Raw genomic sequence first — 19,619 nt, 5'->3', positions numbered from 1 at the left:
CTTTTCTGGACACGCAAGAGCCCATCCATGGTGCTCGATGGATGGGTTTACGGCGTGTCCCGGATTGGGCTGCCCCGCCTTCGCCCTCGATGACACCGAGGCGCCAACGAATGCAACCGAAGCCAGTCGCCGTCAGCCTTCCATCTGCTCCAGCTCCTTGCCCTTGGTCTCGCGCACGTAGCGGACCACGAAGACGATCGAGAGGATCGCCGCGACGGCGTAGATGCCATAGGCGCCGGCCAGGCCGATGCCGGCCAGCAGCATCGGGAACGTCACGGTGATCGCGAAGTTCGAGGTCCATTGCGCCGCACCCGCCACCGCCAGCGCCGGGCCGCGGATCTGGTTGGGGAACATCTCGCCCAGCATCACCCACATCACCGGGCCCCAGGACATGTTGAAGAACACCACGTAGACGTTGGCTGCCACCAGCGCCAGCCGCCCCATGCCATCGGACAGCTGCAGGCGCCCATCGACGAGGCTGCCGCTGGCAAACGCCACCACCATCAGCACCAGCGCCACCGACATGCCGACCGAACCGATCCACAGCAGCGGCCTGCGCCCGATGCGGTCGATCAGCAGTACCGTCAGCAGGCAGGCACCGATGCTCAGCGCGCCGGACAACACGTTGATCAGCAGCGCGTCGCTTTCCGAGAAACCCACCGCCTGCCACAGCACCGCGCCGTAGTAGAACACCACGTTGATGCCGACCAGCTGCTGGAAGATGGCCAGGCCGATACCCACCCAGAGGATCGGGCGCAACTTGCCGGTAGCCTTGTTGCGCAGGTCGCCGAAGCGCGGCTTGTGCTGGTCCTGGGCCAGGCTGGCTTCGATCTCGGCCTGCTTGGCGGTGGCCGCGGCCTCGCCGTACAGCCGCGCCAGCACCGCCCTCGCCTGCCCCTGCCGCCCCTTCAACACCAGGAAGCGCGGGCTTTCCGGGATCACCAGCAACAACAGCAGGAACAGCCCCGAGGGCAGCGCCTGCATCCAGAACATCCAGCGCCAGGCCTCATGGCCCAGCCACAGGGGCGCAGTCGAGGCGCCGGCGGCACGCGCCAGCAGGTAATTGCTGAGGAAGGCCGCAAACAAACCGCAGATGATCGCCATCTGCTGCACCGTGGCCAGCCGGCCGCGGTAACGCGCCGAGGCGACTTCGGCGATGTAGGCCGGTGACATCACGCTGGCCGCGCCCACCGCGAAACCGCCCAGCACGCGGGCGGCGATGAACAGCCAGGACGCGTGGGCCGCGCCGGCACCGAGCGCCGAGACAAGGAACATCAGCGCGGACACGATCAGGACACCGCGGCGCCCCAGGCGATCACCCAGCCACCCGGCCAGGAAGGCGCCGATCGCGCAGCCCAGCAGCATCGAGGCGACTTCGAAACCGAGCGCCGCCTCGCTGGAGTTGAAGGCCTGGCGGAGGCCATCGACCGTGCCATTGATGACACCACTGTCGAAACCGAACAGGAATCCACCAAGGGTGGCCACGCAGCTGATCAGGACGATGAATGCAGTGTTCTCGCCGCCTTGGGGCGCGGTGCTGGGCTGGGTTTGGGACATGGACGATCCTGCTGGGAAGGGAGTCCGGCCACGGTGGGCGACCGAGTGCCCCGCAGCGTCGCACAGCCCCTGCCGTGCCGCCAATGACTCCCACGGTCGCGCCTGCCAGACGCCCGTTCTCCGCCCCGCGCCGACAGCGGGGGCCAACCTGTTCTAGAATTGGCAGGTTCAGGAATCGATCCACCCCCAAGCCCATGCCCTTTGTCGTCACCGAAAACTGCATCAAGTGCAAACACACCGATTGCGTGGAAGTGTGCCCCGTGGATTGCTTCCACGAAGGCCCGAACTTCCTGGTGATCGACCCGGATGAGTGCATCGACTGCACCCTCTGCGAGCCGGAGTGCCCGGTCAATGCGATCTTCCCGGAGGACGATGTTCCTGCCGGACAGGAAGGCTTCGTTGCCCTCAACGCCGAGCTGGCGAAGGAGTGGCCGGTGCTGACCGTGCGCAAGGACCCGCCCGCCGACGCCGGCGAATGGGATGGCAAGCCGGACAAGCTGAAGCTGCTGGAGCGCTGAGAAGCGCCCACGGCGGTAACGAAAAGGGGCGCCCATGGGCGCCCTTTTCTGTTCTTCGGCAGACCCCAACCGTGCGCTCCGGCAGGTGCCAACCGCGCGACCTGGCAGGTGCCAACCTTGGTTGGCACAGAAGCGCCGACCAAGGTCGCCGCTACCAGAGCGGGTGCGGACCAAGGCCCGCAGCCACCCGACCAGCCCTTACTGGGCGAGCTTCGCCTTCAGCGCGGCGATCAGCTTCACCGGCGCTTCGGCGGTGGCCGGCAGGCCACGCGGGTCAACCGCGGAGATGTAGGCGCCGGCATCGACGGCCACTACGCGGACCAGGAAGTTGCTGCCCTCGTAGGCCACGTCGTACGAACCCAGCAACTGCGCGCGGCTGGCGATGGTCACGCCCTCCACGCCTTCCAGTGCGGTACCGACCTTGGCGAAGGCTTCATCCTTGCCGCCGGCAATGGTGAAACCGGTGCTGCCGGCTGCCGGAGCCGCAGCAACCGGCGCCGCCGGCTTGGTGGCCGAGGCCAACGTCGGCACCTTGTTGTCGGTGGTGGCATTGGGCAGGTTCAGGTCCGGCGGTACTTCCAGCGGACGCATTTCCGGGGCCAGGGCGTAGTCGCCCTTGGCGCCGCGCTTGAAGCACCCGGTGGTGCCGGCAGCGACCGCCACAGCAAGCAGGGCATAGGACAGCACGCGGACGGTGGAAACGGATTGACGCATGTGAATCTCCTGGGTCAGACCAAGACGGAAGGTCAGTGGCTGGAAAGGGTTTCGAGGGCGGCGATGTCGCCGGCAAGATGGTCGGCAGCCGGATGATGCGCTGCCGACAACGGCAGCAGTGGCAGGCGCAGGTCGTGACCGATGCCGATGCGGCGCAGCAGCGCCTTGACCGGGATCGGGTTCGGTTCGACGCCGCAGAAATCATGGAAGGGATGCAGGCGCGCATCCCATGACGCGGTGGCTTCGTGGTCGTGTGCGGCGGCCAGCTCGCACATCCGGCGGTAGGCACCGGGAAGCACGTTGGAACCCACTGAGATCAGGCCATCGAAACCGGCCTGGATCGAACGCGCGGCCGTACCGTCGTCACCGCTGAGCACGGCGAACTGTGGGCTGCGCAGAGCGAGCAGCGCCTGCACCCGGCCGGTGTCACCCACCGCCTCCTTGATGCCGACGATGTTGGGGTGGCTGGCCAGCTCGGCCACGGTCTCAGGCTGCATGTCACAACCGGTACGGCCGGGCACGTTGTACAGCACGACCGGCAGCCCGCCCTGGTCGGCCACCGCACGGTAGTGCGCGATCAGGCCGGCCTGGGTGGGGCGCACGTACGGTGGCGTGACCACCAGCGCGTGGCTGGCGCCGAGGGCGGCGGCACGACGGGTCTGTTCAATGGTCTTGGCAGTGCCCGAAAGACCGGTACCGGCCATGACCGGAATGCGGCCGCCGATGCGCTCGACCGCGCTGGCCAGCAGCAGGTCGTACTCGGTGTCGGTGAGGGTTGCCGCTTCACCGGTAGAGCCGGCTACGACAACACCATGGACGCCACCTTCCAGTTGCAGGTGCAGAAGGCGCTGCCAACCGTCGGGATCGAGGGCGCCGTCGGCCCGGAACGGGGTCGCCAGCGCGGTGATGAGGCCGGAAAGGGACAAGGACGTGCTGCTCTTGGCTGGGAATGGAAAACGCCCGCCACGAAAGGCCGGGGGCGACTTGAATGTTACTTGCGGCGCGAAAGCACGGGCAAGTATGCTGGACACTGGTGGATCCCCGCCTCTGGCGGGCATTCAGACTAACGCATGCATTACCCGGAATCGCCTTGACCGACACCACCCCGCGCCCCGCGCCGAGCGAAAACCACCTCCTGATCAACGCCTATACGACGCATCCGGAGTCCCCCCTGCTGTCCGTCACCCGCCGCATCGCCGACAGCGGCTGCAATCTGGTGGATGCACGCCTGGCCACGGTCGGCCGCGATGTCTCGGTCACCGCCCTGGCCACCGGCTCCTGGGACTCGGTGGCCAAGCTCGAGGCGATGCTGACCCGGCTGGAGCGCGAGGAGGGCCTGAAACTGGTCTGGTACCGCACCGCCGCCAAGCAGGCGCAGTCCAACCTGCTGCCGTACATCGTCGAAGTGATCGCCGCCGACAAGCCGGGCATCCTGTTCCAGCTGGCCGACTTCTTCGACCGCCAGGGCATCACCATCGAGAACCTGCAGAGCACGCGCTACCGCGCCATGCAGACCGGCGCGGAAATGTTCAGCGCACAGGTCACCATCGGCGTGCCGGCCAACATGCATATCGCCGCGCTGCGCGACGATTTCCTCGAGTTCTGCGACCACCTGAACCTGGACGCGATCATGGATCCGATGAAGTTCTGATTCTTCGCGCGTCTCTCACGGGCGCGTGGCGTTTCATGTAGCTGTAATGGCAAGAACCCAGGCTCGACAGAAGGACCTCATGAACAACGGCGACACCCTGGACAGCACCACCCTCTCCCTGCCGCTGGCCCTGTCCGGCGGCGACCAGGCCACCCTCGGCGACTATGCCGGCCAATGGCTGGTGCTGTACTTCTATCCCAAGGACAGCACCCCGGGCTGCACCACCGAAGGCATCGACTTCAACGCCCTGCTGCCGAAGTTCAGGAAAGCCGGCGCCGTCGTGCTGGGCGTCTCGCGCGACTCGGTGAAGTCGCACGACAACTTCTGTGCCAAGCAGGGCTTCAACTTCCCGCTGGTCAGCGACGGCGACGAAGCGCTGTGCAGCGCCTTCGACGTGATCAGGATGAAGAACATGTACGGCAAGCAGGTACGTGGCATCGAACGCAGCACCTTCCTGATTTCCCCCGACAGCCGCATCGTGCAGTCCTGGCGCAAGGTCAAGGTTGCCGGCCATGCCGATGCCGTTCTCGCCGAACTGAAGGCCTCCCAGTCCAAGTGAGTCCCACTGCCTACTGTGTCTGCCATCACCCTGCCCCGCAGCAGGCCGTGGTGGTTTTTCCCTGTCCGTAACCAGGAATCGACGATGACCCGAGGCAAGCGCATCTACGTGCTGGATACCAACGTGCTGATGCACGATCCGACCGCGCTGTTCAAATTCGAGGAGCACGACATCTACCTGCCCATGCAGGTGATCGAGGAGCTGGACAACGGCAAGAAGGGCACCTCCGAAGCGAGCCGCAACGCCCGCCAGGTGAGCCGCTTCCTCAACGAGCTGGTACAGGAATCCGGCCTGGACAACCTGGCCGACGGCATTCCGCTGCAGCGCCCCAACGGCCTGCAGCTGCGCGGCAAGCAGAGCGCCGGCAAGCTGCGCTTCCAGACCAGCCATTTCGACGCGGGCAAGAGCTTTGGCAAGGTCATTCCGGACAATGCCATCCTCGGCGCGATCCTGGCCCTGAAGGAAGAAACCCCCGACCTGCCGGTGGTGTTCGTCTCCAAGGACATCAACCTGCGGATCAAGGCCGCAATCGCCGGCATCGTGTCCGAGGACTACGAGAACGATCGCGCGCTGGACGATTTCAGCCTGCTCTACACCGGCGCTACCGAGCTGCCGGAAGACTTCTGGAAACGCCACGGCGACGACCTGCGCAGCTGGAGCGACAAGGGCCGCTCGCATTACGAAATCCAGGCGCAGGACGGCGAGGAGTGGTATCCGAACCAGTACGTCTACCTGCCGGGCGAGGATGAAGTCGAGCTGCGCGTCAGCCGCGTGGTCGGCGATGGCAAGGTGGTGCTGTCGCTGGTCGATGATTTCCGCCACGGCAGCCACGCCGTGTGGGGCATCAGCGCACGCAACCGCGAGCAGAACTTCGCCCTCAACGCACTGATGGACCCGGAGATCGACTTTGTCACGCTGCTGGGCACCGCCGGCACCGGCAAGACCCTGCTGGCACTGGCCGCCGGCCTGGCGCAGACAATGGACCAGCAGCGCTACCGCGAGATCATCATGACCCGCGCCACGGTCAGCGTCGGCGAAGACATCGGCTTCCTGCCCGGTACCGAGGAAGAGAAGATGACGCCGTGGATGGGCGCATTGACCGACAACCTGGAAGTGCTCACGCACAACCAGGAAGGCGGCACATGGGGCCGCCAGGCCACCAACGACCTGCTGGCCAGCCGCATCAAGATCCGCTCGATGAACTTCATGCGCGGCCGCACCTTCCTGTCGCGCTACCTGATCCTGGACGAGGCGCAGAACCTCACCCCCAAGCAGATGAAGACGCTGATCACCCGCGCCGGCCCCGGCACCAAGATCGTGTGCCTGGGCAACGTCGAGCAGATCGACACCCCGTACCTGACCGAGACCACTTCGGGCCTGACCTACGCGGTGGACCGCTTCAAGAACTGGCCGCATAGTGCGCACATCACCCTGCGCCGTGGCGAGCGTTCGCGCCTGGCCGATTACGCTTCGGAGGTGTTGTGAACCGCTGCACGCGCCTGTTGTTGCCCACGGCTGCGATCACCCTCGCCGCCGTGCTCGGTGCCTGTACGACCACGCGCGGCCCGGCCAGCGTGCCCACCGCCGAGCGCACCGGCCAGTCCTGGGTGGTCACCCGCCCGATCATCGCCGCGCAGGTGCTCGACACCTGCTCGCGCCCCAGCCCCGGCCGCGAGGCCGGGCGGGTGTCGGGTTACTGGGCGCCCAGCCGGCAGCAGGTCGACCAGCTGGAGGCGAAGCTGTCGTCGCTGGAAGCGCAGGTCCCGAAGGTGCTGGGCTTCGACCGCCAGTACGTCGGCATCGACAGCGCCGGCAAGCGGCTGATCTACATCAACGCCTTCCACCTGCCCGACGACAGCGGCATCAATCCGGCCCGCGAAGCGATCCGCGTCTGCGATGGCGGCGCACAGTTCTGGGGCGCCGTGTTCGACCCGGCCAGCAACACCTTCAGCGAGCTGCAGTTCAACGGCGGCTTCGGCGGGCCCTGAGGGGCCTCGCCGATGGGAATACGCCTGCCCACCTGGGTCTGGATCGGCGCGGTCGCACTCTCGTGCGTGGCCGGCATGGTCAACGTGGTCGGCTTCCTCGGGTTCGAGCATCAGGCGGTCAGCCACATGACCGGCAGCACCAGCCAGCTCGGCATGGCATTGGCCCAGGGCGACTGGCGCGCGGTCGGCCACCTGTGGGGCCTGCTGATCGCGTTCTCGCTGGGCGCGATGCTCAGCGGCCTGCTGATCCAGGACAGCACCCTGCAGCTGGGCCGGCGCTACGGCGTGGCACTGGCGCTGGAATCGGCTCTTTTGCTGGTGGCCATTCCCCTGTTTGAAGAGCACCAGATCTGGGGCGCACTGGCCGCCGCCATGGCCTGCGGCCTGCAGAATGCAATGGCCACGACCTTCAGCGGCGCGGTGGTGCGCACCACCCATCTCAGCGGCATGTTCACCGATCTCGGCATCGGCCTGGGCCACCTGCTGCGCGGGCTGCCGTTGCAGGTACGACGACTGACCCTCAGCGGCCTGATCATCAGTGGCTTCCTCGCCGGCGGCGTGATCGGCGCTTGGCTGTTCACGCGCTGGCAGTACGACGCCCTGCTTGCTCCCGCCCTGCTCACCGGCCTGACCGGCCTGGGCTATGTGGTGTACCAGCAGTGGGCGCGTTGGCGGCATTGAGGGCCGCGCTGCGGGGGCCAGGTCCCTTTTCCTGCGGGAAAGGAATTTGACCCCATCTACCGGCAGCGACGCTACCGCCTTTGCGGTGACCACGGCACAATCGCCTGATGAGCCCGACCACTCCCGTATCCGCCCTCACCATCGCCGGCTCCGACTCCGGCGGTGGTGCAGGCATCCAGGCCGACCTGAAGGCCTTTGCAGCACATCGCGTGCACGGACTCTCCGCGATCGCCGCACTGACCGCACAGAACACCCGTGGCGTCATCGCCGTGCACGTGCCGCCGATCGATTTCCTGCGTGCACAACTGGATGCCTGCTTCGATGACTTCGACATCCATGCGGTGAAGCTCGGCATGCTGGCCAACACCGAGGTGATCAATGCCGTCGCCGATGCGTTGGAGCGCCATCGCCCGCCACACGTAGTGCTGGACCCAGTGATGGTCGCCACCAGCGGCGCGCGCTTGCTGGAAGACAACGCTCTGCAGGCAATGCGTGAGCGGCTGATCCCGCTGGCCACGCTGATCACCCCGAACACGCCGGAAGCAGAGCTGCTGGCCGGACGGAAGATCGGCAACGGCGATGACGCCGAACAGGTGGCCTCCGCCCTGCTCGACCTGGGTGCCGGTGCGGTGCTGCTGAAAGGTGGCCACCTGCAGGAAGGCAACCGCGTAATCGACCGCTACTTCGACGGCGTGAGCAGCGAAGAATTCATCCACGCCCGCCTGCCGCTGGATGCGCACGGCACTGGCTGCACGCTGGCCTCGGCCATCGCCGCGCAGCTGTGCAACGGCCTGAGCCTGGCCAACGCCTGCGAAGCCGGCATCGACTACGTTGCGCGCGGCCTGCAGCAGGGCTATGCCCCCGGCTGCAGCGAGGTGCTCGTGCTCGACCACTTCGGCGCGGCACCGCACGCATGAACCTGACGCCGGCCCTCCTTCCAGTGCAGTGCAGCGACGGGCATCGCTACGAAGTGATGGCCTGCATGCCCGCTCAGCCCATCGCCCGCTTGTTGTGGCTGCCAGCGCTGGGTGTGGCCGCGCGCCACTACCTGCCGCTGGCACAAGCGCTGGCAGCGAAGGGCGTGGCGGTCTACCTGCATGAGTGGCGCGGCAACGGCAGCAGCTCACTACGCCCGTCGCGCGCGCAGGACTGGGGCTATCGCGAGGTACTCGAGCAGGATCTGCCAGCCAGCCAAGCGGTCATGGCGGCCGCAGACGAGGAAGCAGGCCCCCTGCCCTGGATCATCGGTGGCCACAGCCTGGGCGGGCAGCTGGCCTGCGTGCATGCCGGCCGCAACCCTCTGCACTTCCATCACTTGTGGTTGGCGGCCAGCGGCTCACCGTTCTGGCGTGGATTCCCGCCACCGCGCGGCTGGCTGCTGCCACTGGTCTACCGCTTCCTGCCGTGGATCGCGCAGCGCCAGGGCGTGCTGCATGGCCGTCGCCTCGGCTTCGGTGGCACCGAAGCACGCGGACTGATCGCCGACTGGGCACGCGTCGGCCTGAACAACCACTACGCCGCCGCGGGCATGGGTGAAGACCTCGACGCACAGATGGCGCGCGTGCACGGCAGCGCACAGGCCGTACTGATGGAACACGACTGGTTGGCTCCGACCGGATCGATGCAGGCGTTGCTGGCAAAGCTGCCGAATGTGGACGCGAAGCTGCGCGTGCTGTCCGCGCAGGAACTGGGCACGCGCGCCGATCATTTCGCCTGGCTGAAGGCACCGGATGCCGTGGCGGACAGCTTTTTCATTCAGTTGGATGAAAATTTTCACAAAACTGTTGACGGTGTGCGCCGACATCCGCATAATTCCGCTCCTGTCGCAGGGCGCCCGTAGCTCAGTTGGATAGAGTACCTGGCTACGAACCAGGCGGTCGGGAGTTCGAATCTCTCCGGGCGCACCACTCGACAGGTTTTCAGCATCCGCCGCTGGAAATGTTTTAAAATTTGATTGTGTACCGCGCGCCCGTAGCTCAGTTGGATAGAGTACCTGGCTACGAACCAGGCGGTCGGGAGTTCGAATCTCTCCGGGCGCACCATACACAGTCGGCACAACAAGTTTATGTAATTGGCGCCCGTAGCTCAGTTGGATAGAGTACCTGGCTACGAACCAGGCGGTCGGGAGTTCGAATCTCTCCGGGCGCACCATTACACCGAAACAGCAGGCCTCGGCCTGCTGTTTTTTTATGTGTGTTTTTCGGCAGGGCTGCGCCCTGCACCTTCAGAGGCCACAGCCAGAGCCGGAGCAACAGCAACAGCGCGCATTCCGTGGGATGGCGGGGCGGTGTCGGAGTGCGGGGACGCCGCAAGTACGTCCATGTAGGCTTGGCAGCCGCATCCATGCGGCTGACACCCCGCACTCCGACACCGCCCCACCTCTGACAGATTTCCGCGATCTGATGGATCCACGCCATGCGTGGATGAATCTCCATCGAGTTCGAACATTTCGACAATTGATCGAAGAGCATCCACGCATGGCGTGGATCTACCGTGTCGACCAAGGTCGACACCCACCGACCGCACCAGCACCGACAGATCGCCGGAAACTGTCAAAGGCGGGGTGGGTCCGGTTGCGGGGGCGTGAGCCGCATGGATGCGGCGACCGAGCCTCCATGGACGGATTCACGGCGTCCCCCGCAACCGGACCCACCCCGCCATCTCACGGAATGCACGCTGTTGCTGTTGCTTTGGCCTCGGCGGGTGCAGGGCGCAGCCCTGCCAAAGCCCTACCCCCTGGCCATTGCCTCCCACCACTGCGACAGCAGCTCCGGCCTGCGCAAGCGCTCGCGCCACCAACGCAGTGCGGCGCCGTCCTCGCCGGTGCGCCAGGCCAGCCAGAAGGTCTCTTCCGGCTTGTGCTCCTCCACCTCGCGGATCACCAGCTGGCCACGCGCCACCGCAGCGCGCGCGCACGGCTCGGGCAGGAAGCCGAAGCCCACGCCTTCGCACTGCAGCTTCAGCTTGCTGGCCATGTCCGGCACCGTCAGCATCTCCTGCCCCATCAACAGGCCGACCGTGCGCGGCAGAAGCCTGCGCGCGGAATCGGAGACCGCGATCGCGCAGTGTTCGACCAGCTGCTCGCGACCGAGCACGCCTGGCACTGCCGCCAACGGATGACCGGGCGCGACCGCGAACACGAACGCCACCGTGCCCAGCGGCTCGACCACGTAACCGCCGCCACTGGGCCCCTCGCCTGGTGCGCCGACCAGCAGGTCGGCACGCCGGTCCAGCAGAGCTTCCCAGGTACCGGACAAGGCCTCGTTGATCAGTCGCAGCCGGGTCGGCGCCTGGGCCTCACGAAACGCGGCGATGTCCGGGCCGAGCAGCCAGGTCGGGAACACCGAGTCCACCGCCAGGGTCAGTTCGGTCTCCCAGCCCGAGGCCACCCGCCGCACCCGCAGTTCCAGCTCGCGGGCTGCACGCAGCAGGTGCCGGCCCTCGTCCAGCAGCGCTCGGCCAGCTGCGGTCAGCTCGGCGCGCGGGCCAACCCGGTCGAACAGCTGCACGCCCAGATCCTCCTCCAGCTTGGCCACGGTATAGGAGATGGTCGAAGGCACCTTGTGCAACGCCTTGCCGGCACCGGCAAACGATCCACGGCGGTCGATGGCATCCAGGATCTGCAGGGCATCGAGGCTGAGCTTGAGCATTCGAATTTTTCGATGATGGTCGTCAAAACTATCCGTTTTTCAAACCCCGGACGCAAGCGGATACTTCTCTCCAACGGGGAAACACAGCGGTCACTGGTCCACCCCGCCCCATCGAAACCATCGAACAAGGAGATTCCCTCATGCTGCAGATCCGCAAGAGCGCTACCCGTGGCCTGGCCGAGCATGGCTGGCTGTCCTCGCGCCATACCTTCTCCTTCGCCAACTACTACGACCCCCGTTACGTCAGCTTCGGCCCGTTGCGGGTGATCAACGAAGACAAGGTGATCGGCGGCCAGGGCTTCGGCACCCACGGCCACAGCAACATGGAGATCATCTCCTACGTGCTGGGCGGTGCACTGGAACACAAGGACTCGATGGGCACCGGCTCGGTGCTGCGCTACGGCGACGTACAGCGCATGAGCGCCGGCAGCGGCGTCACTCACAGCGAGTTCAACCATTCGGCCGACGAGACCGTGCATTTCCTGCAGATCTGGATCTTCCCGGACAGCGAGAACATCGTGCCGTCGTACGAAGAGACCCACTTCTCGCCGGACAGCAAGCGTGGACAGCTGCGCCTGATCGCTTCGCCTGACGGTGCCGACGGTTCGCTGCGCATCCACCAGGATGCCCGCATCTTCGCCACCATTCTTGATGGCGGCCAGAAGCTGCATCACGCCCTCGGCAACGGTCGTGGCGCCTATGTGCAGGTGGCGCGTGGCCAGCTGCAGGTCAACGGCATCACCCTGGAAGCCGGTGATGCGCTGCAGGTCAGTGACGAAGCGCAGCTGACCCTGGAAAACGGCAACGACGCCGAAGTGCTGGTGTTCGACCTGCCGCTGTAAACACGCCCTGTCCTGAAGACGTGGCCCGGCGATGCGGAAAGGCATCGCCGGGCCCGCTGCGCCTGATGGACGGCCCGCAATCGTATTCGGCCTTCGGTGACCCGAATGCCTCTTGCTCGATGCGACTGGAAACGCTTTCATGGCAGCGTTTATCCGGACCCGCCCTCGCATGACGCCTTCATCTCCGCGTGCCCAGCAGCACGCCACCCGTGCCGCCTTCTTCATTCCTGGATTCGCCACCGCCGCGTGGGCGCCGATGGTGCCTTACGCCAAGGCCAAGGCCGGGCTGACCGACGCCAGCCTCGGCGCCGTGCTGCTGTGCCTCGGGCTCGGCTCGCTGCTGGCGATGCCGCTGGCAGGTGCACTGACGGGGCGGTTGGGTTGCCGCCGGGTGATGGTGATCACCTGCGCGATGATGCTGTGCGCCCTGCCCTTGCTGGTGCTTGCGCCCTCGCCGGTGTGGCTGGGCGCGGCGCTGTTCGTGTTCGGTGCCGGCGTCGGTGCACTGGATTGTGCGATGAACATGCAGGCGGTGGCGGTCGAGCGCGATGCCGGGCGCGCGATGATGTCCGGCTTCCACGCCTTCTACAGCATCGGTGGATTTGTCGGTGCTGGCTGCATCACCGGGCTGCTGATCCTCGGCACGCCGCTGTGGCTGGCCGCGCTGGTTTCGGTGGGGGCACTTCTGCTGGTTGCGATGCTGTCGGCGCCGCATTGGCGTCCGCAACGGATCCTGCACGAAGGCCCGCTGCTGGCACTGCCGCATGGCGTGGTGCTGTTCATCGGCGTACTGGCCTTCGTGGTGTTCCTCGCCGAGGGCTCGATGCTGGACTGGAGCGCCGTGTTCCTGGCCGAAGTGCGGCAGGTGCCGCGTGACCAGGCCGGGGCCGGCTTCGCGTTGTTCACCCTGGCGATGACGGCAATGCGCCTGTTCGGTGACGGTATCGTCGAGCACCTCGGCCGCACCCGCACCCTGGTCTTTGGCGGTATCACGGCCGCGGCAGGCTTCACCCTGGCCACGCTGGTGCCCTCGTTTCCGGTGGCGCTGGCCGGCTACGTACTGGTCGGGCTGGGCTGCGCCAACATCGTGCCGGCGCTGTTCTCGATGGCAGGCCAGCAGCGGGTGATGCCGGAAAGCATCGCCATCACTGCCGTGACCACATTGGGTTACGCCGGCATCCTCGCTGGTCCGGCGGCGATCGGCGCAGTGGCGCACGCCACCAGCCTCGGCTTTGCCTTCATGTGCGTCGCCGTACTGCTGCTGGGCGTAGCCGCCTCCGCCCGCTCACTGGCCCGACGCGTGGCCTGACAGAAAAAGGGGACGGAGGGGATTAAGTCGCATCTGCCCCGAGTGTGCTGCAAACGACTTAATCCCCTCCGTCCCCTTTTTTCAGCCGTGCGCCAGCCATTCGGCCTGGGCCGGCAGCTGTGGGGCTGGGCACGCGCTCTGCGGGTGGTGCTGGTCGCGCGCCATCCAGTCGTCGACCACGCCGGCCAGCAGGTCCAGCCGCAGCGGCAGGGTGATGTGATCCTCTCCACGCATTTCGATGTAGTGCGCGCGCGGGTTGGCCTGCGCAAGCTGCCGGCCCTGGCTGACCGGAATGTGCTGGTCACCCTGACCGTGCAGCAACAGCACGCAGGCGCGGGTATCGGCCAGCGCACGCGCGACGTCGACGCGGTCCAGATCGACATCGATACGACGGCTGGCGGCGGCGATCACCTGGTTGATGTCCTGGCCCCCATAGCGCCAGCGTACGTACGACGCCACCGCCTGCGCCTTCAGGCCCTCCGGCTGCAGTCCCATCAGGTGCGGGATCATCGTGCGGATCGCCGCACCGGCATTGGCGAACGATTCCATCGCCACCACGCCGGCCACCTGGTCACCCAGCTTGTCGGCGGTGAACACCGCCGTGGCCGCACCATAGGACACACCGAACAGGTACAGCGGGCCGGTCACTTCGCCGCGCGCGCGCAGCTCGCCGATGACATCGACCACGTCATCCGATTCATAGGTGCCATAGCCGGACGGTCCTGCACCGGACTGGCCATGGTTGCGCAGGTCGAGCGTGACCACGCGGTAGCCGGACTCGGCCAGCTGCAGCGACCATGGCAGCATAGAATCACCATTCATCATCCACCCATGCAGCAGCACCACGGTGCCGCGTGGCGCCTGCGCGCGGAACGGCTGTGGCACGGCCAGACTCAGGCCGGTATCAAGAGGCAGGCCGTTCTCATGACGCTGCGGAAGGTAGTGGTACCGCGCGCCGTAGTCACCGGGGTCGAACACGCGCCAGAAGATCGGCACGCCATCGCGACCCGCTGCGAAGCCATGCCGGTTGGGCAGCCCGGCAATGGCCGCGGCGATGCGCGGGCGATCGAGCAGGGTCGACACGCCGCCTGGCGCGATCAGCCGGTCGGCAAGCGAGGTGGACGAGGCGTTGATCGAGGATGAGCATGCAGCCAGCCACAGGCCGGCGCACGCCAGCAACAACAGCAGCAGGCGCTTCATGGGCAATCGGGAAAGGATGCGACAGCGTGGCAGGTTAACGACGCGGGCGTGGGCCATCTATCGCGCGTGGATGACGGCTTGATGACAATGCGGGATCGATTCAGGTTGTCACAATGGCGCGATCGACCTCGGCATTGATCCGGATCAATGAATACGCCGGCATGCTTGCCCACAGTGCCCCCATGCGCACCTCGTTCAAGCTCGCCATTGCCCTGGCCGCCACGCTGGCCGCCGCCTATGGCATCGCCCGCAGCGCGCCCTACTGGTTCGCACCTCGGCAGGCCGCGCAGGTCGACATCCACGACCCGGCGCTGATCGCACAGGGGCAGTACCTGTCGCGCGCCGCCGACTGTGCGGCCTGCCACACCGCGCCGGGCGGCAAGCCGTTCGCCGGTGGCCTCGGCATGCAGACGCCGATGGGGACGATCTACTCGACCAACATCACCCCCGATCCGGAAACCGGCATCGGCGCCTACGACTACGCCGACTTTGAACGCGCGGTACGTCGCGGCATCCGTCACGATGGCCAGCCGTTGTATCCGGCAATGCCGTACGCCTCGTACGTGATTGCCCGCGACGCCGAGATAAAGGCGCTGTACGCCTATTTCATGGGCTCGGTGCAGCCGGTGAAGCAGGACAACGCCGACAGCACGATTCCATGGCCAGCCAACATGCGCTGGCCTCTGGCATGGTGGCAACTGCTGTTCGCACGCCCACGCAGCTTCAGCCCGGATCCGTCGCTGGACGCCGGCCAGCAGCGTGGTGCCGAACTGGTGGAAGGCCTGGCGCATTGCGGTGCCTGCCACACGCCACGCGGGCTGGCGTTCCAGGAAAAGGCGATGGCCGATGATGGCAGCCGCCAGTTCCTGTCCGGTTCGGTGCTGGAAGGCTGGTACGCGAAGAACCTGCGCAACGAATCGACCGGCCTGGCCAGCTGGAGCGAAGGCGAGATCGTCGACTTCCTGCGCACTGGCCGCACCGATCGTTCGGCGGCTTTCGGCGGCATGGCCGATGTGGTCGAGCACAGCACGCAGTACCTGTCCGACGCGGACCTGCTGGCGATGGCACGCTACCTGAAGCAGCTGCCCGCCCGCGAAGGACGCAGCGCACAGTGGTCGCCCGGTACTGACACCACCACCGCCGCACTGCGCAGCGGCGACTACCGCGTGGCCGGTTCGCTGGCCTATGCCGAGCACTGCCAGGCCTGCCACCGCGCCGACGGCCGCGGCATGCCGCGCGTCTATCCGGCCCTGGCCGGCAACTCGATCGTGTTCGCCGACGATCCCAGCTCGCTGGTGCAGGTGACCCTGATCGGCGGCCGCACGCCACAGACCCCGCACGACCGCATGGCCTTCACCATGCCAGGCTTCGAGCAGCTGCCGAACGCGCAGCTGGCACAGATCCTGACCTTCATCCGCAGCAGCTGGGGCAATCAGGCCAGCGCAGTGAGCGAGGTCGACGTGGCGCGCATGCGCCGGGTGGTGCGCGACAAGCCGGTGCACTACGTTCCGCAGGAGGCCGCACAATGAAGCGTTCGCGCACGCGTTCCCGCCTGCTGATCGGTAGTGCGATCACCCTGGTGCTGCTGGCCGGCGCCGGTACCCTCGCTTACCGTCATCTGTACCCGGATCTGGATGCCGCCGTGACCGGCACGATCGATATCCTCGATGCACAGGGCAAGGTGGTCGGCGCCTACCATGCGCCGAGCGCCGAAGAAATCGCCGGGCTCGGCAATGCCGAGTCGGTGATGCTCGGCCGCCGCATCCTCAACGAAACCGCACGACTGCTGCCGGACAACGTCGGCAACGATCTGAACTGCAATTCGTGCCACATGGCCGAGGGCAAGCGTCCCTTCGGCAACCACTACTTCAACACCGGTGGCGGCGCCTATCCGCGTTACATGCCGCGGCCTGGCAAGGTGATCGGCCTGACCGAACGCATCAATGGCTGCCTGCAGCGTTCGATGAACGGCAGGCCGCTGCCGAAGGACGCGTCACAGATGCGCGCGATGCTCGACTACATGGCGTGGCTAAACAGTGCAGTGCCGGACGGTGCAAAAGTCGCCGCGCCAAGCGAAGGGCCCATCGACAGCACGCTGGCCCCGGATCCGATCCGCGGCCAGGCGCTGTACGCCGTACAGTGCGCTGCCTGCCACGGCGACAACGGCGAAGGCCGGCGCGACGCCAGTGGTGACATCGCTTTCCCGCCGCTGTGGGGCGACCACAGCTTCAACATCGGCGCCGGCATGGCGCGCCTGTACAAGGCGGCCGGTTTCGTCAAGCACAACATGCCACCGGCAGTGACCCGCGAACCTCCGCTGGGGCAACAGGTGATGCCCGACCAGGATGCGGTGGACATCGCCAGCTATTTCATCAACCAGCCGCGGCCGGACTTCGCCAACAAGGCCAAGGACTGGCCGCGCGACCCGAAACCCAAGGACGCGCGGTACTGATGCCGGCAGCAGCTGCGGGCCGTCACACAACACGGTTCCTGCATCTTCGCGTCATGCCGATGTCATTGGCGCTGCCGACACTCCGGGGCTTCCCTCTGCTGAAGGTCCGGTTTCGATGCGAACGATTGCGTGCTTTCCCCGTGTTTCGCTGCTTGCCCTGCTGATCGCCCCTGCACTGGACGCCCTGGCCGAAGCACCGCAGGGCGATGCGGCCGAGGCGCGCAGCACTGATGCCCGTACCCTGGACCAGGTGCAGGTGATCGGCCAGGCCACCAGCTACGCCAAGACGGCGGTGCGCGCGGAAACGCTGAACCGGCAGACCGTGATGAGCAGCGTCAACGACGCGCTCAATGAAGTGCCCGGCGTGGTGGTCAGCGAAGCCGATGCCACCGGCTCATCGGTGTGGGGCACGCAGATCAGCATGCGTGGCTTCGTCACCAACCGCGACACACAGCAGATCGGCACTACCATCGACGGCCTGCCCAACGGCGGTTCCGGTTACGGCGGCGGCTCGCTGGCCAACCGCTACATCGACACCCTCGACCTGGAAACGGTGGAAGTCAGCCAGGGCACCGCTGATATCTCCTCGCGCTCGAACGAAGCGCTGGGCGGCACCCTCAACTTCCTCACCAGCGATCCGCTGCAGGACAGCCGCCTGCGCTTCGTGGTCGGCGCCGGTGACAACGAGGCGCGCAAGTACTACGTGCGCTACGACACCGGCCTGCTCGGCGGCCACACCCGCGCCTGGGTCAGCGCCTCCTCGTCGAAGGTGCACGACTGGATCGACGGCACCGGGCACGCCAGCAACGACCACATCGCCGGCAAGTTCATCACCGAACTGGATCGCTGGACCCTGACCGGCTACCTGTCCTACAACGATGCGGACGAGCCGGAATACACCAGCGTCTCACCGAAGGGCTTCGCCACCAATCCTGATCGTGACAACCTGGTCGGCACCCTCACCGGCATTCCCTACCTGGACCAGAACTACCGTTCCGGCTCGCGTGCGCTGCGCGAGAACACCTTCGGCTACCTGCGCGCGGCCTTCGACGGTGGCAACGGCTTCAAGGCCTCGGTGGCGGCTTACGGACACCGCATGGAAGGTCGTGGCGACTGGCTGCCACCGTACCTTGCGCAGGTCAGCGATGACGGAGCGGGCCGCCCCGAGTCGGAGTACGTCGGAGGAAAGACCGTGTACGGCGGCAGCAACCGTGGCCAGATCTTCTTCGTCAGTCCCGACGGCAGCGCCGCGCAGCGCCTGGCCAACTGCACACCGCAGCTGGGTTTCACTGCCGAATATGATCCGAACTGCTACGCCGGCAACGTGCTGGGCGCGCAGTCGTATCGCCACACGCACTACGACAACGACCGCATGGGCGTGACCGCCGACGTCGAGTGGCGGCAGACCTTCGGCACGGTCGACAACACGATCCGTGGTGGCCTGTGGGTGGAGAAGCTGGACCGATCGGCACGCCGCGACTGGCATCGCCTGCTCAACGTCGGCCAGGATATCGCCTTCGACCATCAACCGTACTGGGTACAGTTCGAGGACAAGTACAAGGTTGACGAGCAGATGTACTACGTCGAGGACGTGGCGAGGTTCGGGCCGTTCAGCGCACGCCTGGGCGTGAAGCAGTTCTTCGTCGACCAGTCGCGCCGCCGCGTGATCGGTGCCAGCGAGCAGGTCAGATCCGATTCCAGGTCCGACCCGCTGCTGTCCACCGGCTTGACCTGGGCGCCGGGCGTGGAAGGCATGGAGCTGTTCGCCGGCTTCTCGCAGAACTTCGCCGCGATTCCTTCCGGCGTGCTCGGCGAGACCGACCCGCAGCGCTTCCGCAACGTCGAGCCGGAGACCGCCGACAACATTGAAGTGGGCATGCGCATCAGCCGCTGGCCGCTGACCGCCTCGGTCACGCTGTACAACATCAAGTTCGACAACCGCATCGTCTACCTGCCGGCCGGCTTCGTCAGCGGCATTGACTACCTGGGCGAGACCGACGGTGTCTACGAGAACTTCGGCGGCGTGGAAAGCAACGGCCTGGAAGCGGCGTTCGGCTATGGCTGGGACAACGGCTGGCGCCTCAACGCCGCCTATACCTACAACCGCTCCAAGTACCTGGGCAGTGGCGATGCCGCGCGTGATACCCAGCTGGGCATCGTCGACGGCGCCAAGGTGATCGGCCAGCCCGAACAGACCCTCGTCCTGTCGGCGGACTGGCAGGGTGAGAACTGGAACTTCGGCCTGTCCGGCCGTTACCTGGGCACGCGCTATCTCGACGCCGCCAACGTCAACAAGCTGCCGTCGGCCACCGTGTTCAACGCCAACATCGGCTTCGACCTGCAGGGCCTGTCGCCGCGCCTGAAGGGCATGGGCGCCAACCTGGTGGTGAGCAACCTCACCGATAAGCGGTATCTTGCAGGGGTGGACGGCCGCGACAACGCCTTCATCGGCGCTCCGCGCACCGTCGGGATCTCTTTCCGCGTGGACCTGTGAGTGA

General features: G+C 66.4%; 18 protein-coding genes and 3 tRNA genes. 16 read left to right on the top strand and 5 right to left on the bottom strand.

The window, feature by feature from the left end; all coding sequences use genetic code 11:
- Window positions 1–132 precede the first annotated feature (132 nt).
- Window positions 133–1,557 (bottom strand): sugar porter family MFS transporter, encoded by a 1,425-nt coding sequence (locus ACM0PY_RS05620; protein ID WP_235646616.1) that lies wholly within the window; start codon window positions 1,555–1,557, stop codon window positions 133–135.
- A gap of 194 nt (window positions 1,558–1,751) precedes the next feature.
- Here ACM0PY_RS05620 and fdxA point away from each other — a divergent pair, with 194 nt between their 5' ends.
- Window positions 1,752–2,075, top strand: coding sequence for a ferredoxin FdxA (gene fdxA, locus ACM0PY_RS05615; protein ID WP_005409054.1), 324 nt, complete (start codon window positions 1,752–1,754; stop codon window positions 2,073–2,075).
- Window positions 2,076–2,273: 198 nt separating this feature from the next.
- Here fdxA and ACM0PY_RS05610 read toward each other — a convergent pair whose 3' ends face one another.
- Both ACM0PY_RS05610 and dapA read right to left on the bottom strand, forming a co-directional pair.
- A complete protein-coding gene (locus tag ACM0PY_RS05610; RefSeq protein WP_005416115.1) occupies window positions 2,274–2,789 on the bottom strand; it encodes a hypothetical protein in 516 nt (171 codons plus the stop codon).
- 32 nt (window positions 2,790–2,821) lie between these two features.
- A complete protein-coding gene (gene dapA / locus ACM0PY_RS05605) occupies window positions 2,822–3,715 on the bottom strand; it encodes a 4-hydroxy-tetrahydrodipicolinate synthase (RefSeq protein ID WP_180885878.1) in 894 nt (297 codons plus the stop codon).
- Between the two features lie 164 nt (window positions 3,716–3,879).
- Here dapA and ACM0PY_RS05600 point away from each other — a divergent pair, with 164 nt between their 5' ends.
- The 10 genes from ACM0PY_RS05600 to ACM0PY_RS05555 all read left to right on the top strand — a co-directional run bounded on the left by ACM0PY_RS05600 (window position 3,880) and on the right by ACM0PY_RS05555 (window position 9,819).
- A complete protein-coding gene (locus ACM0PY_RS05600; RefSeq protein WP_005409051.1) occupies window positions 3,880–4,440 on the top strand; it encodes a glycine cleavage system transcriptional repressor in 561 nt (186 codons plus the stop codon).
- Between the two features lie 79 nt (window positions 4,441–4,519).
- The gene (locus tag ACM0PY_RS05595; protein WP_049411307.1) at window positions 4,520–4,999 is read left to right on the top strand and encodes a peroxiredoxin; all 480 of its coding nucleotides are present in this window, start codon (window positions 4,520–4,522) and stop codon (window positions 4,997–4,999) included.
- Between the two features lie 84 nt (window positions 5,000–5,083).
- On the top strand, window positions 5,084–6,484 hold the full coding sequence (locus tag ACM0PY_RS05590; RefSeq protein WP_005409049.1) for a PhoH family protein: 1,401 nt from the start codon (window positions 5,084–5,086) through the stop codon (window positions 6,482–6,484).
- On the top strand, window positions 6,481–6,987 hold the full coding sequence (locus tag ACM0PY_RS05585; RefSeq protein ID WP_180885880.1) for a hypothetical protein: 507 nt from the start codon (window positions 6,481–6,483) through the stop codon (window positions 6,985–6,987). The genes ACM0PY_RS05590 and ACM0PY_RS05585 overlap by 4 nt, the downstream gene beginning before the upstream one ends.
- Window positions 6,988–6,999: 12 nt before the next feature.
- Complete coding sequence (locus ACM0PY_RS05580) at window positions 7,000–7,668, top strand: YoaK family protein (RefSeq protein ID WP_111201580.1); 669 nt, start codon at window positions 7,000–7,002, stop codon at window positions 7,666–7,668.
- 107 nt (window positions 7,669–7,775) lie between these two features.
- Entirely contained in the window at window positions 7,776–8,585 is an 810-nt protein-coding gene (gene thiD / locus ACM0PY_RS05575) for a bifunctional hydroxymethylpyrimidine kinase/phosphomethylpyrimidine kinase (RefSeq protein ID WP_111201581.1), read from the top strand.
- Window positions 8,582–9,508: an alpha/beta hydrolase family protein gene (locus tag ACM0PY_RS05570; RefSeq protein ID WP_088496464.1), complete on the top strand. Its 927-nt coding sequence runs from the start codon at window positions 8,582–8,584 to the stop codon at window positions 9,506–9,508. Before thiD ends, ACM0PY_RS05570 begins: the two co-directional genes overlap by 4 nt.
- A tRNA-Arg gene (locus tag ACM0PY_RS05565) sits at window positions 9,499–9,575 on the top strand. Before ACM0PY_RS05570 ends, ACM0PY_RS05565 begins: the two co-directional genes overlap by 10 nt.
- A gap of 58 nt (window positions 9,576–9,633) precedes the next feature.
- A tRNA-Arg gene (locus ACM0PY_RS05560) sits at window positions 9,634–9,710 on the top strand.
- Between the two features lie 32 nt (window positions 9,711–9,742).
- Window positions 9,743–9,819 (top strand) — tRNA-Arg (locus ACM0PY_RS05555).
- Between the two features lie 578 nt (window positions 9,820–10,397).
- On the opposite strand, the gene ACM0PY_RS05550 is transcribed toward ACM0PY_RS05555, so the two are convergent.
- Entirely contained in the window at window positions 10,398–11,318 is a 921-nt protein-coding gene (locus ACM0PY_RS05550; protein WP_134970154.1) for a LysR family transcriptional regulator, read from the bottom strand.
- Between the two features lie 140 nt (window positions 11,319–11,458).
- Here ACM0PY_RS05550 and ACM0PY_RS05545 point away from each other — a divergent pair, with 140 nt between their 5' ends.
- On the top strand, window positions 11,459–12,160 hold the full coding sequence (locus ACM0PY_RS05545) for a pirin family protein (RefSeq protein WP_134970153.1): 702 nt from the start codon (window positions 11,459–11,461) through the stop codon (window positions 12,158–12,160).
- Window positions 12,161–12,329: 169 nt separating this feature from the next.
- Entirely contained in the window at window positions 12,330–13,469 is a 1,140-nt protein-coding gene (locus ACM0PY_RS05540) for an MFS transporter (RefSeq protein WP_134970152.1), read from the top strand.
- Window positions 13,470–13,550: 81 nt separating this feature from the next.
- Here the strand turns inward: ACM0PY_RS05540 and ACM0PY_RS05535 are convergent, their stop codons facing one another.
- On the bottom strand, window positions 13,551–14,669 hold the full coding sequence (locus ACM0PY_RS05535) for an alpha/beta hydrolase (protein WP_180885882.1): 1,119 nt from the start codon (window positions 14,667–14,669) through the stop codon (window positions 13,551–13,553).
- A 182-nt stretch (window positions 14,670–14,851) separates the two neighbouring features.
- Between ACM0PY_RS05535 and ACM0PY_RS05530 the strand changes: the two genes are divergently transcribed.
- The 3 genes from ACM0PY_RS05530 (at window position 14,852) to ACM0PY_RS05520 (ending at window position 19,615) form a co-directional block, all read left to right on the top strand.
- Window positions 14,852–16,198, top strand: a complete 1,347-nt coding sequence (locus ACM0PY_RS05530; RefSeq protein ID WP_235646679.1) for a c-type cytochrome — start codon at window positions 14,852–14,854, stop codon at window positions 16,196–16,198.
- A complete protein-coding gene (locus ACM0PY_RS05525; RefSeq protein WP_111202121.1) occupies window positions 16,195–17,121 on the top strand; it encodes a c-type cytochrome in 927 nt (308 codons plus the stop codon). The genes ACM0PY_RS05530 and ACM0PY_RS05525 overlap by 4 nt, the downstream gene beginning before the upstream one ends.
- Before the next feature lie 115 nt (window positions 17,122–17,236).
- Window positions 17,237–19,615 (top strand): TonB-dependent receptor domain-containing protein, encoded by a 2,379-nt coding sequence (locus tag ACM0PY_RS05520; protein WP_134970150.1) that lies wholly within the window; start codon window positions 17,237–17,239, stop codon window positions 19,613–19,615.
- The last annotated feature ends 4 nt before the right edge of the window (window positions 19,616–19,619 follow it).

This window comes from Stenotrophomonas sp. BR163 (genome assembly GCF_047520985.2).
Lineage (GTDB): Bacteria > Pseudomonadota > Gammaproteobacteria > Xanthomonadales > Xanthomonadaceae > Stenotrophomonas > Stenotrophomonas sepilia.
Note: the sequence above shows the minus strand (reverse complement) of the source record. Positions and strands in the feature narration are given on the sequence as shown.